This is a genomic window from Streptomyces cellostaticus, from assembly GCF_001513965.1.
GTDB classification, from domain to species: Bacteria; Actinomycetota; Actinomycetes; order Streptomycetales; family Streptomycetaceae; genus Streptomyces; species Streptomyces cellostaticus.
Genome location: NZ_KQ948017.1, coordinates 202,212 through 215,050, shown reverse-complemented (window position 1 = coordinate 215,050; position 12,839 = coordinate 202,212). Strand labels below are relative to the sequence as shown.

The 12,839-nt window shown below is 70.0% G+C and carries 11 protein-coding genes and 2 pseudogenes; 7 read left to right on the top strand and 6 right to left on the bottom strand.

Going from position 1 to position 12,839, the window contains the following annotated elements; genetic code table 11:
- The first annotated feature begins 2 nt into the window (after positions 1-2).
- A complete protein-coding gene (locus AQI88_RS08125; protein ID WP_079057455.1) occupies positions 3-1,346 on the top strand; it encodes a phosphatase PAP2 family protein in 1,344 nt (447 codons plus the stop codon).
- Between the two features lie 83 nt (positions 1,347-1,429).
- Positions 1,430-2,824, top strand: coding sequence for a discoidin domain-containing protein (locus AQI88_RS08120; RefSeq protein ID WP_244184080.1), 1,395 nt, complete (start codon positions 1,430-1,432; stop codon positions 2,822-2,824).
- An 85-nt stretch (positions 2,825-2,909) separates the two neighbouring features.
- On the opposite strand, the gene AQI88_RS08115 is transcribed toward AQI88_RS08120, so the two are convergent.
- The 3 genes from AQI88_RS08115 to AQI88_RS08105 all read right to left on the bottom strand — a co-directional run bounded on the left by AQI88_RS08115 (position 2,910) and on the right by AQI88_RS08105 (position 7,148).
- The gene (locus AQI88_RS08115; RefSeq protein WP_066994223.1) at positions 2,910-4,763 is read right to left on the bottom strand and encodes a peroxidase family protein; all 1,854 of its coding nucleotides are present in this window, start codon (positions 4,761-4,763) and stop codon (positions 2,910-2,912) included.
- 64 nt (positions 4,764-4,827) lie between these two features.
- Positions 4,828-6,738, bottom strand: a complete 1,911-nt coding sequence (locus AQI88_RS08110) for a GMC family oxidoreductase (RefSeq protein ID WP_066994220.1) — start codon at positions 6,736-6,738, stop codon at positions 4,828-4,830.
- Positions 6,735-7,148 (bottom strand): hypothetical protein, encoded by a 414-nt coding sequence (locus tag AQI88_RS08105; RefSeq protein WP_066994219.1) that lies wholly within the window; start codon positions 7,146-7,148, stop codon positions 6,735-6,737. The genes AQI88_RS08110 and AQI88_RS08105 overlap by 4 nt, the downstream gene beginning before the upstream one ends.
- A 280-nt stretch (positions 7,149-7,428) precedes the next feature.
- Here AQI88_RS08105 and AQI88_RS47540 point away from each other — a divergent pair, with 280 nt between their 5' ends.
- Together AQI88_RS47540 and AQI88_RS08100 are read left to right on the top strand one after the other, a co-directional pair.
- Positions 7,429-7,623, top strand: a complete 195-nt coding sequence (locus tag AQI88_RS47540) for a hypothetical protein (protein WP_079057454.1) — start codon at positions 7,429-7,431, stop codon at positions 7,621-7,623.
- Between the two features lie 204 nt (positions 7,624-7,827).
- Positions 7,828-8,295 carry a DUF4279 domain-containing protein gene (locus AQI88_RS08100; protein WP_159050316.1) on the top strand — a complete coding sequence of 156 codons (468 nt, stop codon included), beginning with the start codon at positions 7,828-7,830 and terminating at the stop codon, positions 8,293-8,295.
- Between the two features lie 236 nt (positions 8,296-8,531).
- Here the strand turns inward: AQI88_RS08100 and AQI88_RS48760 are convergent.
- The 3 genes and pseudogenes from AQI88_RS48760 to AQI88_RS49045 form a co-directional block, all read right to left on the bottom strand.
- Positions 8,532-8,675, bottom strand: a pseudogene (locus AQI88_RS48760) (isoprenyl transferase); the annotation flags it as partial.
- A gap of 79 nt (positions 8,676-8,754) precedes the next feature.
- Positions 8,755-9,054: pseudogene (locus tag AQI88_RS48755) on the bottom strand (undecaprenyl diphosphate synthase family protein); the annotation flags it as partial.
- On the bottom strand, positions 8,976-9,863 hold the full coding sequence (locus tag AQI88_RS49045) for a squalene/phytoene synthase family protein (protein ID WP_107118500.1): 888 nt from the start codon (positions 9,861-9,863) through the stop codon (positions 8,976-8,978). The pseudogene AQI88_RS48755 and the gene AQI88_RS49045, both read right to left, overlap by 79 nt.
- Positions 9,864-10,004: 141 nt before the next feature.
- Here AQI88_RS49045 and AQI88_RS08090 point away from each other — a divergent pair, with 141 nt between their 5' ends.
- The 3 genes from AQI88_RS08090 to AQI88_RS08080 all read left to right on the top strand — a co-directional run bounded on the left by AQI88_RS08090 (position 10,005) and on the right by AQI88_RS08080 (position 12,717).
- Positions 10,005-10,622 (top strand): TOPRIM nucleotidyl transferase/hydrolase domain-containing protein, encoded by a 618-nt coding sequence (locus tag AQI88_RS08090; RefSeq protein WP_066994210.1) that lies wholly within the window; start codon positions 10,005-10,007, stop codon positions 10,620-10,622.
- Positions 10,623-10,785: 163 nt separating this feature from the next.
- The gene (locus AQI88_RS08085; protein ID WP_066994207.1) at positions 10,786-11,709 is read left to right on the top strand and encodes an NADP-dependent oxidoreductase; all 924 of its coding nucleotides are present in this window, start codon (positions 10,786-10,788) and stop codon (positions 11,707-11,709) included.
- An 81-nt stretch (positions 11,710-11,790) separates the two neighbouring features.
- Complete coding sequence (locus tag AQI88_RS08080; RefSeq protein ID WP_066994204.1) at positions 11,791-12,717, top strand: AraC family transcriptional regulator; 927 nt, start codon at positions 11,791-11,793, stop codon at positions 12,715-12,717.
- Positions 12,718-12,839: the final 122 nt, after the last annotated feature.

The following is a 12,839-nucleotide window of genomic DNA, read 5'->3' as shown; positions in this document are numbered from 1 at the left end:
GGATGTTTTCGCGAATAAACTGCACAATTGCTTTCTCCGCGTGGCGCCGACCACGGACGATACTGTGGGCCGCGGCGGGTGTGGTGGCCCTCGGATTCCTCATCACGCTGGAGATCGCCGCGCGTCACTACGGCCTCCCGGGGCCGATCGCCAACCAGGCGCAAGAGGTGATACTCGCCCCCAAATCGGGGCCGCTGCTGTACGCCAGTATGGCGTTGATGATGGTGGTGCTCACCTGGCGGCAACGGTTCATCGCGGTCGGCGTCGCGGTCGGCATCGACGTCGCCTTCTGGCTCGTGCGGTGGGCACTCGATGCCAAGATGATGTTCGGCAACGGCGCCTTGTGGGTGATGTTGGGCTATGGAGTCATCGCCATCACGCGCCGCACCGGCCGGGAACGTGTCCTGCTGCTGAAGGGCGTCGGACTGGGCCTGCTGCTGGTGGCCGGCCGCAAGACCGGTGATACCTGGCTGCTCATCACGTCGAAGACCCGCCCGACGGTGCTCGACCAGTACGTGGCAACCGCCGATCACGCGCTGGGCAATCCGTCGTGGCTGGTGGGCCGGTTCGTCAGGGCCACCGGTCCGATCGGCACCCATGTTCTCGACTGGGTCTACATCCAGCTTGCGGTGGCCGCGGTCGTCGTCACGCTGTACCAGCTGCGTAACGTGGCCGCCGAGCGCCGCTTCCCGCGCCACCACCTGGTGCGCACCTTCTTGGTGATCGGCCTCGTCGGGCCGGCCATCTACATGATCTTCCCGGTGGTCGGACCGGTCTTCGCCTACGGCCCCGGCGCCTTCGGCACCGGCGGCGGGCACTGGGCGGTGGCCAACCTGTGGCCGGACACGCTGCCGCCGATGAGTACCCCGCACCCGATGCCGTACGACGAGATCACCCCCCGCAACTGCATGCCCAGCCTGCACACAGCATGGGCCACCGCGATCTTCATCCATTCCCGCAAGGGCCCACGGATTCTGCGATTCGCAGGCGCGTTCTGGCTGATTGCCACGCTCGGCGCAACGCTGGGCTTCGGCTACCACTACGGCGCGGATCTCATTGCCGGTGTGGTGTTCACGCTCACGATCGAGGCGGCTCTGCGCTCGCACGAACGAGGCTGGGACCGGTCAGGAATCCAGCTGGTCGCTTACGGTGCAACGGTCTTCTCCGCGCTCTTGGTGTCGTATCGCTATCTGCCGATGGAGATGGCCAGACATCCGTGGGTGTTCGGGCCACTTCTCATTCTGGCGATGACCTCGGTGGTATACGGCTACGTGCGGACCACCAACCAGTGGGAACCGGAGGCGGCACCAGCGCGGCAACCGGAACCGCAACCCGAACTGGTTTGAATCGCGTCGCATCAGGGTGCGGCACAGTTTGCCGTCGCCCGGGCCGAGCTCAGGCTCGGCAGCACGAGCATTGACACTCCGTTGTGTTTGGACCGGGATCTCGGCTGCATACACCCGACGACCACGCCTGGAACGGCGGCCCGCTGTACGCCCTGTCCACCTACGCCGCCGGCGTGCGCCCCACCAAGCCCGGCTGGGAGACGTACGAGGTCATCCCGCAGACCGGCACGCTCACGAAGATCAACACGGTGACGCCGACCGTCAAGGGTGACATCCGCTTCGGCATCGCACGCGACGGCGACGCGGTGACGCTCACCCTCAGCTCCCCGAGCGGAACGACCGCGCGGGTGGGTGTCCCGACGTACCGCGGCGCCTCACCGGTCATCAAGGCAGGCGGCACCACCGTCTACTCGGACGGCGCCTCCACCGGCAGCGTCAGCGGTCTGACCTACATGAGCAGTGACTCCTCCTACGTCTACTTCACCGTGCAGCCCGGCACCTGGACCTTCCAGGCCACCGGCACGGGCCGTCTCGACAACCTCGCCCTGGGCCGACCGGTCAACAGCCTGGAGAACAGCAACTGGGGCAGCAAACGGCTCACCGACGGTGTCCTGACCAGCACGACCGGCACCAAGGGCTACACCAGCAACGACTTCCCCTCCGCCGACGTCAGCGCGCACCCGGTCCGGGTGGAGATCGACCTCGGCGCCGACACCGATCTCGACGCCGTACGGCTCTTCCCGCGCACCGACACCGCCGCGGCCGGTGGCGGCACCGCGGGCTTCCCGGCCGACTTCATCCTTCAGACCCGGGCGGACGGCGCCACCTCCTACACCACCGTCCGCACCGTCACCGCCGAGCCCAACCCCGGCGGGCTGGTGCAGACGTACGGCTTCAGGACCACCACCGCCCCCTACGTGCGCCTGCAGGCAACCAAGCTCGGCACCCCCGCCGCCGACGAGCCCGCCAAGTACCGCCTCCAGTTCGCCGAACTCACCGTCCCCACCGCCGCGACCACCGTCACCAGCAACTACACGCTGGAGAACGGCGACTGGGGCAAGACCCGGCTACTGGACGGCACGCTCACCAGCGTCACCGGAGCCAAGGGCTTCACCAGCATCGACTTCCCCGCTGCCGACGTCAGCGCCACCCCCGTCTGGATCGAGATCGACCTCGGCGCCGACCGGGCGATCGGCTCCGTCACCCTCCACCCCCGCACGGACACCGCGGGGACCGGCGGCGGCACCGCGGGCTTCCCGGTCGACTTCACGGTGCAGACCCGCTCCGACGGCGGCCGTACGTACACCACCGTTCGCACCGTCACCGGTCAGCCCAACCCCGGCGGAGTCGCGCAGAGTTACACCTTCACCGCCGCCACCGGCCGCTACCTGCGCCTGAAGGCCACCCGGCTGGGCACACCGGCCTCCGACGAGTCCGCCCGCTACCGCCTCCAACTCGCAGAGATCCGCATCAAGTAGCACGCCATGGCCACAGCGGCCTGCCCCGCGCCCACCGCGGTGCCGGGGCGGGCCCACCTGGCGGACGGCAGACCTCTGCTCGATCTCAGGTCTCCTGCCGCGCCGCGCCGTGCCACGGCACGAAGGCGTTGGTCAGCCCGGACAGGGCCGTACGCAGTTCGGGGTGGTGGCGCAGCAGGACGGTGACCATGGTGTTGTCGTCGATCCAGGCCATGCCGGCCTTGGAGTAGACCTCGGGCGTGTAGTACGTGGTGAAGAAGCGGTCACTGTTGAGCCGACGTGAGGCCATCAGGATGAAGATGCGGAACGCCGTGTCGCTGAAGGCGAAACCGGCCGGCAGCTTCTCCGCGTACAGCCCGATCATCAGGTCGACCTTCTCGATGTCGCCGTCGTAGAGCCGCTCGATCTGCTCGGCCCACGCCGGATCGTGCGCCAGCTCCGCGAAGCTCTCCGCGGGCTTGAGGCGCAGCAGCCGCCGGAACTCGTTGTAGCGGGGCACGCCCAGCTCCCGTGCGCGCAGGATGTCGGTGGCGGCGAGATCCTGCAGATGGCCGTCCGGCCGCTCGAACTCCTGCAGGAACCTCGGGTGGTTGTGCAAAGTGACCAGTCCGGGATGAAGCGTGCCGAAGCTGTAGAGCAGGTCGGCCATCTGCGTGGTCTCCAGGAACTTCAGCGCTCCGGGGCCGGAGATGTCGCGCAGTGTGCAGTGGCGCAGGGTCGTGTCGTCGGCGACGGAGCGCAGGTGCCAGTCGTCGCGGATCAGAGGGTGCATGCGGTACACCGCCACGAACTCCTCGGTGAGGGAGTAGGGGACGCCGTAGTGATCCGTCTCGCCGCCGGGGATGCCGCTGAAGACCTCGCTGTCGCTGATCCGGCCGAAGAGGTCGTGGACACGCTCGCCCGCGATGCCCCACCAGTTGGCACGCAGTGCTTTGACGGTGGTGGGGTGGCTGATCACGGCCGGTGTCCACTCCACGGTGTGGATCTTTGCGAGGAGCGCGGCGTTGACGAGCCGGGCACGCTGGAACAGTTCCTCGTCGCTCCAGGACGGGTAGGCGGCGTGCAGGTGGCCGCAGATCGCGTTGTGCTCCCGGGTGAACAGGTCGTTCATCATGGCGAGGCCCAGCCAGAACCCGGGAATGCGCGTGGGGTCCTGGGAGGGGTCGGAGGGAACGGGCGGCTGCTCGCCGTCCCACAGGCGCAGCCTGCCCAGCTCCCCGGTGCGGATCTGCTGCTGCTCGGCCTCGTTCTTGCCGTAGATCTGGGACGCGTCCCACCAGTGGGAGGACACATTGACGCGGGTGTCCGGCGTGCCGGCGGGCGCCCGCGGGTCACGGGTCGGATCGTCCGGGGTCCGCATGATCTTCATGGGGTGTTCCGGCCAGGGATCGTCGGCCACCAGGGGAACCTCCCAGGGCCGGTCCGTGGGGCTCGTACCGTGGCTGAACCAGTCGCGGATCATGAACTGGAGCCAGGCGGCGACCAGGGAGTTGACGGATGTCGCCGGTGTCAGCTCGTCGCGGGTGAGAAGCGCGCGGCTGACCTCGCGCGGAGTGGGCCTGGACAGTACGTCCTCGGGTGTGGCCGGGCCGATGGCCTCCAGCGGAATGTTCCGGCCGAAGCGGGTGCCCGCCATGCCCATGCGTGGCTCGCCGAGGTCGTTGTGGCTGCCGTCGGCGGTCCGGTTGACCTGGTGACTCGCGGACGGGGCAGCGGGCTCCGGCTGGTTGGTCGCGGGCAGCTTGCCGGTGTCGTAGAGGTTCTTCTGCCGGAGCCTGACGCGCAGCCCGAAGAGCGTCAGCAGGCCCGCGACGACGGGCAGTCTGTCCCACCCGATACGGCGGTCGACGTACTGGGCGCCACCGGTGATGATCCGCCAGGGCAGTGAGGTGCGGTATCCGGCCGGGGAACGCCGTGCGGAGCGTTGGTGCGTGCTCATGTCCGATACTCCTTGGGTGGCTTCTGCTCGCTTCGCGCAGGGATGGTGCGGTGCCCGTGCGAGGTCAGGTGTGGGCCGTGTCGCCGAGGATCACGTCGCTCGCCTTCTCACTGATCATGTAGATGGGGGCGGCGACGAAGAAGCCGGGAATGCGGGGGAAGACCGAGGCGTCGACGATGCGCAGCCGGTCCACCCCGCGGACCCGGAAGGCGCTGTCGACCACTGCCGCGGGATCGTCGGCGCGCCCCATCCGGCAGGTGCACGATGCGTGGTGCCCCCAGGCCTCGTCCTGGACGAAGTGGCGGACGGCGTCGCGGTCGCCGGCCTCTTCGCCGGGCCACAGCTCCTTGAGGACCACAGAACCGGCTCTGCGGTTCATCCCGCGCACGAACTCCACCGCTTCGGCCATCGCTTCGAGGTCCAGGCCCTCCTTGTCCGTGCCCTCGGCGAAGTAGTGGAAGTCGATCAGTGGGGTGTCGCGCGGGTCGGCGGAGCGCAGCCGGACCCGGCCTCCCGTGTTGCGGGTACGGCTCTTGAGGATGGCCCAGGTGAATCGGTCCTTGTGCTGGGTCAGGTCGAGGGAGTAACCGGGGCGGTATCCCCGGAAGTCGAAGGGGCCGCCGAAGATGAACAGGTCGGGGGCGTCCAGGTCCGGGCGGGACTTGCGGGTGATACCGAGGACGGAGCCGTTGGTGGTGTACAGGCCCCTGCCCTGCTGCCAGGTCCGGTAGCAGCGGTCCGGTTCGGTTCCGGGCGGCGGAGCGTGGAAGGAGCAGTCCTTGATGACCGGGAACTCGCGGTCCATCTGGCTGACCACGCCGACTTCGTACCGGTCCTGGAGATGCGAGCCCACCCCGTTCAGGCCGACCCGCACGGGGATGCCGTGCCGCCGCAGTTCCTCAGGTGGTCCGATACCGGAGAGCATCAGCAGCTGGGGCGTGTTGAAGGCCCCGGCGGCCAGGATCACTTCGCGGGCGGCAAGGACCCGGCGCAACGCCGGCGGCCCGGAGCCGGACCGACTGCCGGGATCGGCCCGGTACGCGTGCGCCTCGTCCAGGTAGTCGACGCCGGTCGCTGCATTGCCCTGGTCCAGTACGATCCGTGCGGCCAGCGCGTGGGTACGCACCACCAGGTGATCCGGATGAGCCTGCTGCACTGTCTGGACGCGTTCGCGTACGGCGCTGCGGCGGCCGCCCGCCGTGGAGATGGGGATCTGCCACAGCCCTTGCAGCGCCCGGGTCTGCACGCGCCAGTCGTTGGGGTCGACAAAGGAGCCGAACCCCTCGAGGGGAGACAGTGGCCGGCCGAGGAAGTCGGCGAGCGTGTCCTGCGCGGCGGAGACGATGACCTTCAGCAACTGCTCGTCCTGCACGGCCAGTTCGTGGTCGGCCAGGGCGGTGGGCAGCCAGCCGTCGAATCCGTGCCGGGCGTCGTTGCGGTACCTGGCCGCCACGCCGGGCAGGACCTGGAGCAGCGCGGCCAGCAGCCGGTTGCCGGGCGGCTCCTTGGGCCTTGGCCGATAGGTGCAGTGCTCCAGCCGCTCGAAGTACCGGCGCATGGCCGTGCTGTGCCAGGTGGCGTCGCCGGTCTCCTCCGCGATGGCGTCCCAGTCGCGGTTGTACGGATAGACGGTGATCAGCGCATGGTGCGCGGTGCAGCCGCCGACCGTACCGGCGCGCGGGTAGAGGATGCCCCTGTCCGGCACGAGCTTGCTGTCGCGCCGCTGCTGCTGCTCGTCGGCGTAGTGCCGTACGAAGTAGTTCCAGCACTGGACGGGATCCTCGGAGGCGTCGGCGTGGAAGGCGGGCACCAGGTAGTTGTCGTTCTCCTCGGCACCGCCGGCGTCGAGGAGCAGGGTGCGCATGCCCGCGGCGGCAAGGTTGGCCGCCAGTGGCCCGCCACCCGCACCGGCGCCGACGACGACGTAGTCGAAGCCCGTCTCGGCGGGGGGAGCGGCCGTGGACTCCGCGTTCACGTCCGCTTGCCCTTCGAGGAGTTGTCGAGCGCGGCACTGGCGTTGATGGCCAGCGCGGTGTTGACGGCCGAGATGAGGGTGGTCATGACCGCGGTGCGCGGCGGCACCTGACCGCGGATGCCGAGCGTGGCCGCTGTCATGGTGTCACTGGCGTGGATCAGGATGCCCTCGCACAGGTCCGTCCGCAGCCGTTCGCCGCTGTGGCACAGCAGATGGAGGCCGAGCAGGACCGTACGGATGCCGAAGAGCCGAAAGGCGTAGACGGCTGCCGGACTGGGCGGCTCACGGTCCGGGTCGAACCGTCGGATGAGCAGCTCCGGTGCCAGCAGACCGGCAGTTCCGTTGAACAGTCTGATTCCGGCGAGGAGGTATACCGAGACAGGGCGGGTGGCCGCTGGGATCGTGGCCATGATGTCTCCTCAGGGTGTGGTCATTCTCGCGGTGACGGGACCGACCGCCCCGCGACACGGGAGAGGAACACCCTGGACGCGCTCTCAGTCACCACGTTATGGGACCCACTGCCCACCTGCATCTTGAGGACGCTGCCGGCCCGTGGCCGGCCGCCGCGCCTTTTCTGGCTTTAACTGGTCACCGCCCCGGCTCACGGTGCTGGATACTCAATCCGTCACATGATCGGCTCGCCACCCGGCGGTTGCCGTGCCGCGCCCACCTCAGAAGGCAGATCCCAGCGTGTTCCAGGAAACCCCGATCTTCAACCGCCTTGTCGCAGAGCGCGGTGATGTCCCCGCCCAGGTGCGTGGAGAAGCCGACCGTATACGCCACGATCTGGCGCGGGTCTTGCCCTCCGCGCCCTGGCCCGTCGCCCACCTGCCCCGGCAGCAGCCTGAACTACCCGGCGGAAACATCTCTTTCGCCGCCTTGTGAGACGTGCTCGCGCAGCGCTCGTCGTCCGCCGGCAGGCCGCCCTCGCTCCGTGCGGCGGGCCATGTGAAGGGCGGGCGGCGACCCTCTTTACCAAGAAGACCTGTCACAAGACGTGTGACAGGTCTTCTTGCAACGGGTTGCGCCTGGTGGAGCGCCCCGAAGAACTCGCTGGCCTTGGACGGGGCGGCCTGCGATCGTGAGGACGTGCCAGAAGACCTGACGTTGCAACCGCCGATGCCGGATACGAAGTGGTCAGCCGGGTCGTTGCGGATCACGAGCCGCACGGTCAGCGCCGGCGACATCTCGGCTCGCCTGGGAATCGAACCGGATGATCAGTTCGAGCGGGGGAGCCTGACGAGCCCGCGCAATCCGAACAGCGTCCGGCGGGAAACCAGCGTCTGGATCCGAAGGAGCGGCCTGGGAAGTGACCGCCGACTGGAGGAACATGTTGCGGCCCTGGTCAGACTGGCCGACGGGCGCCGTGAGGCACTGATGCGGCTATCTGCCGACTGCGACCTGGAGTTGTTCCTCGGCTTCGGCAGCGAAAACGGCCAGGGGAGCTGTGTCCTGCCGGCTCGACTGCTCACGGAGATCGGCGCGCTGGGCCTCGATGTGGTTCTCGACCTCAATCCGCCTGGGCCGACACCGCAGCACGCTGTCATCGAGATGTGACCGCCGCCGCCTTTTCCACCCTCCTCGATGTGGCTCACTTCGTCGGTGCCCCTTGTTTGCTCAAGGGGGAGGGCTGGGCGGGGAGGCGGGGAACGGAGCAGTAGCGGCGGGTGCGGTGGGCGTACTGTTCGATCGCGTCCCACACGTCGCGGCGGTCCACCTCGGGCCAGGGGGTGTTCGAGGAACAGCAGTTCGGCGTAGGTGGCCTGCCAGGGGAGGAAGTTGGAGGTCCGCCGGTCGCCGCCGGTGCGCAGCAGCAGGTCTACGTCGGGCAGTTCGGGGACGTGCAGGTAGCGGGCGAAGGCGTGCTCGGAGACCGAGCCGGGGTCGAGCCTCCCGGCGACCGCCTCCTGAGCGAGTTTCGCTGCGGCTGCTGTGATCTCGGCCCGGCCGCCGTAGATTCGCGCACATGGTCACGGTCAGTCCGGTGCGGTCGCGCGTGGCCCGCTCGGCTTCGACGAGTGTCTGGACGACGTCGGCCGGCAGGCGGGAGCGTGCTCCGGCCCAGCGCACGCGGACGTCAAGCGGCTCGGCGTCGTCCGCCAGCCGGCGCAGGCACTGGGGGATCTCGTACATCAGCGCCTGCAGTTCGTCGGCGGGGCGTTTCCGGTTCTCGGTGGAGAACGCGTACACGGTCAGGTACTTCAGGCCGATCTCGAGGGCGCCGTGGACGGCGTCGGTCAGCGCGTCGGCGCCCGCCCGGTGGCCGTCGGTGCGGGGCAGGCCGCGGGCGGTGGCCCAGCGGCCGTTGCCGTCCATGACGATCGCGACGTGGTGCGGCATGGCCTCGGCGGGCAGCTGGGGCGGGCGGGCGCCGGACGGGTGGGGTGTCGGAGGGACGACCGGGCGTCGCTGGGCGGCGAGCGAGCGCACCTGCTCGGCCCAGCCGAGCCCTTCGGGCGGGTCGGCCGGTGCGGGTTCCGGCAGCGGGCAGGGCCGGACGGGGAAGGGAAACAGGCCCCAGGCCGGCGCGGCCCGTGCCCGGGCGGGCAGCAGCAGGCGCAGCCGGGCGCTCCGTGGCAGTGCCGGGCGGCGGTGCACCAGCGCGGCGGGGGCGTCGGCCGCGACCTTGAGCCGCAACCGGTACAGGTCGGTGTAGGCGCCGAGCGCGATGCCGACTGCCGGGTGCAGCACCGGTGGCAGCGGTGTCCGGTCCAGCCATGTGCGGGCGCGGTCGACCAGGCGGCGCACCATTTCCTCGAACGCCGGGCCGGCAGGTCCGTGCGGCGCACCCCGGCCTCCTCCAGGGCTTCCTGCGGCAGCGGTACGTGGCCGCGTCCCAGGTCGTCGGAGAGGTCGACGAGGGCGTCGGTGAGGCAGAGGGCGTCGACGGCGGTCTGCCACTGGGCCGCCGCGCCCGGCACGCCCGCGGCGATCTCCTCCGGCTCGGCGGACAGGCCTGCGGCCCGCAGCAGCAGTGAGCCCGCGCGCAGCACGAGCGGGGTGTTGATCAGGCTGTTGTAGCGCCGCCACTCCTGCCAGGTGGCGAACTGCCGTCCGTGGACGTCCTGGCGCAGCTCTGCGAACAGCGTGTGCAGGAACCCCGGCGGCAGGTTCCAGGTCAGCATGGTGTGGATCAGCCGGCCTGATCCGCCGGACAGGCCCTGGTCTCCTCTGGGCGGCAGCTGCGGGCCTGACTGCTCACCGCCGGTCGACGGACCGGCGGAAATTGCCTCGCGCTGTGGCCGGAACGGGTCAAGACTCGTCTCATGGCTGACATGGGGGCGTTCCGGGACGCGGTCACCGCGTGGGCGGCGGGTGGCCCCGGCGACCCCGCGCACGAGCTGGCCGCGCGGCTGTCCGTCCGGGCGGCTGTCCTGCTCGAAGGGCCTAGCGACGTCGCGGCGGTCGACGCGCTGGCAGAGAGCCGCGGCCGGAACCTGGCGGCCGAAGGGGTCTGCGTCCTGCCGATCGGCGGTGCAATGAGCGTCGGGCGCTACGCCCGACTCCTCGGTCCTCCCGGCCTGGGCCTCCGCCTCACGGGACTGTGCGACGAGGCGGAGCGTCCCTACTACGCCCGCGGCTTCGAACGGGCCAGTGCGGCACAGCAAGGCTTCTTCGTCTGTGCGGCGGATCTGGAGGACGAGCTCATCCGCGCGCTGGGCGTGACACGGGCAGCGGAGCTCGTCCGGGAGGAAGGCGACCTGCGTCCCCTGCAGACCTTCCTGCGCCAGCCCGCACAGCAGGGCCGCGCCCCGCAACAGCAGTTCAGGCGCTTCCTCGGAACGAAGAAGGGGCGCAAGATCCGCTACGGCCGCGTCCTCGTCGAGGCCCTCGACCCCGACCGCGTCCCAGCCCCACTCGACGGCCTGCTCTCCAGCCTCTGATCGCCGGCGCCCGTCGTGGCCTTCGGCCGGCGCAGTCATATGGCTGGAGCGCTTGTCGCGCAAGACGATCGGACATGTGAGGAAGACTGTGAGCTATTCATTGGCTCATTCGATCTCCCTACGGTGGAGAGCACCAAACACCGAATCGACAGGGGAGATCCTGATGCGAGCAGTCACCCAGAAGACCTTCGGCGGCCCTGAGGTCCTTGAGATCACCGAGGTCGAACGCCCCCGCCCGCTCTCTGGCGAGGTGCTCATCCGGGTTCACGCCAGCGCGGTCAACCCGGTCGACGCGGCGGTCAGGTCGGGCGCGTTCCCGCTCCTGGGCGAGCCGCCGTTCGGCGTCGGCTGGGATGTCTCCGGTGTCGTGGAGGAGGCCGGACCCGGGGCCCGGTTCGCGGTGGGCGACGAGGTGTACGGGATGCCGTTCTTTCCCCGCGCGGCCACGGGGTACGCCGAGTACGTCGCCGCCCCGTCGCGGCAGGTCGCCCGCAAGCCCGCCACGCTCGACCACGTGCACGCCGCCGCACTGCCGCTTGCCGCGCTCACCGCCTGGCAGGGGCTGGTGGACGCGGCGGACATCAAGGAAGGCGACCGAGTGCTCATCCACCGTGCCGCCGGCGGCGTCGGTCACCTCGCGGTGCAGATCGCCAAGGCACACGGCGCGCACGTCATCGCACTCGCCAGCCATGCCAGGCACGAGTTCGTGACCGGCATGGGGGCCGACGAGGTGATCGACTACCGCACCACCGACTTCACCGAAGCGGTGCAGAACGTGGACGTGGTCTTCGACTCCACCGCCCAAGGCGCGCTTTCGCTGCGCGTGCTGCGCCCCGGGGGCGTGCTGGTCAGCATCCTCGAACACGGCGACGCCGAGCTCGCGGCCACGGTCGCGGCGGCGGGACGGCGTTTCGCCGGGATCTCCGTGGAGCCGGACTACGCGAGCTTGGAGGCGATCGCCGAGCTCGTGGACGCCGGCCGGATCCGCCCCCATGTCGAGGAGACCTTCCCGCTGGCCGAGGCCGGCAAGGCACATGAGCTGATCGAGTCGGGACGGGTACAGGGCAAGGTCGTACTGACGGTCTGATACGGATACGGATACGGATACCGGCCGCTGTCTGCCACGGAGGCGGCCCGTATCGTTTCGTCATCGGAGAGGGGAGCGGCGATGGACATCCTTACCGAGGCTCTGGCCTCCATGCGCACCGGCAGCCCGGCGTCCGTCCGCACCGACGGCTGCGCACCCTGGGGGCTGCGGCTGCCGCCGGTCGCGGGCGCGGGATTCCACGTGGTGCTGCACGGAACGTGCTGGCTCGTCCCGCTGGACGACACCCCGCCGATCCCGCTCGGCCCCGGTGACGTGATCTTCGTACGCAACGGTCACGGCCACGTCCTCGCCGACCACCCCTCGACACCGGCCGAGGAGCCCCGCCCCGAGCAGTTCAACGACAGCTCGCCCATCGGCTCCGTCCTGTTGGGCGGTGACGGCCCGCGCACCAGCCTGCTGTGCGGCAACTACCACCTGGACCAAGGCCGTCCACACCCCCTGGTCAGCCGACTGCCCGAGATCATCCACCTGCCCACGCGGCACGGCCGCCACCCCGAGCTCAGCGCCGCCGTCCAGTTGCTGGGCGCCGAGCTGGACAACCCGCGCATCGGCTCCGAGGGCATCGTGCCGAGCCTGATCGACTCGCTCCTGCTGTACATCCTGCGCGCCTGGCTGGACGACCAGCCCGCCGGCGTTGCTCAGGGCTGGGCCGCTGCCCTGCGCGACACCGCGGTCGCCCCCGCACTGACGGCGATCCATCAAACGCCCGCGACGCAGTGGACCGTCGAGTCCCTGGCCGCCCGGTCCGGCCTGTCCCGCGCGGCCTTCGCCCGCCGCTTCAACGCGCTGGTCGGCGAGCCGCCGATGGCCTACCTCACCCGGTGGCGCATGACGACCGCCGCGCAGCTGCTGCGGGAGTCGGACATCCCGCTGACGACGGTGGCGGCACGGACGGGATACGGGTCGGAGTTCGCGTTCGCCAAGGCGTTCAAGCGAGAGTTCGGGCTTGCCCCCGGAGGGTATCGGCGACAGACACGCGCCGCGTGACGCCTTTGAGTATGCCGGGATCCGGCACCGGCGCCGCCCTCTCGCTCCACAACACGGCGACCGCCCCCGGCGGCCGCCGGCACGACGAATAGCTCGCGACCGTGCTGACCACGTGCCACGGC

Coding starts and splice junctions, on each gene's coding strand:
- AQI88_RS08125 (WP_079057455.1), top strand. CDS start 3: ATGTTTTCGCGAATAAACTGCACAATTGCTTTCTCCGCGTGGCGCCGA.
- AQI88_RS08115 (WP_066994223.1), bottom strand. CDS start 4,763: ATGAGCACGCACCAACGCTCCGCACGGCGTTCCCCGGCCGGATACCGC.
- AQI88_RS08105 (WP_066994219.1), bottom strand. CDS start 7,148: ATGGCCACGATCCCAGCGGCCACCCGCCCTGTCTCGGTATACCTCCTC.
- AQI88_RS49045 (WP_107118500.1), bottom strand. CDS start 9,863: ATGCTGACCTGGAACCTGCCGCCGGGGTTCCTGCACACGCTGTTCGCA.
- AQI88_RS08090 (WP_066994210.1), top strand. CDS start 10,005: ATGGCTGACATGGGGGCGTTCCGGGACGCGGTCACCGCGTGGGCGGCG.
- AQI88_RS08085 (WP_066994207.1), top strand. CDS start 10,786: ATGCGAGCAGTCACCCAGAAGACCTTCGGCGGCCCTGAGGTCCTTGAG.
- AQI88_RS08080 (WP_066994204.1), top strand. CDS start 11,791: ATGGACATCCTTACCGAGGCTCTGGCCTCCATGCGCACCGGCAGCCCG.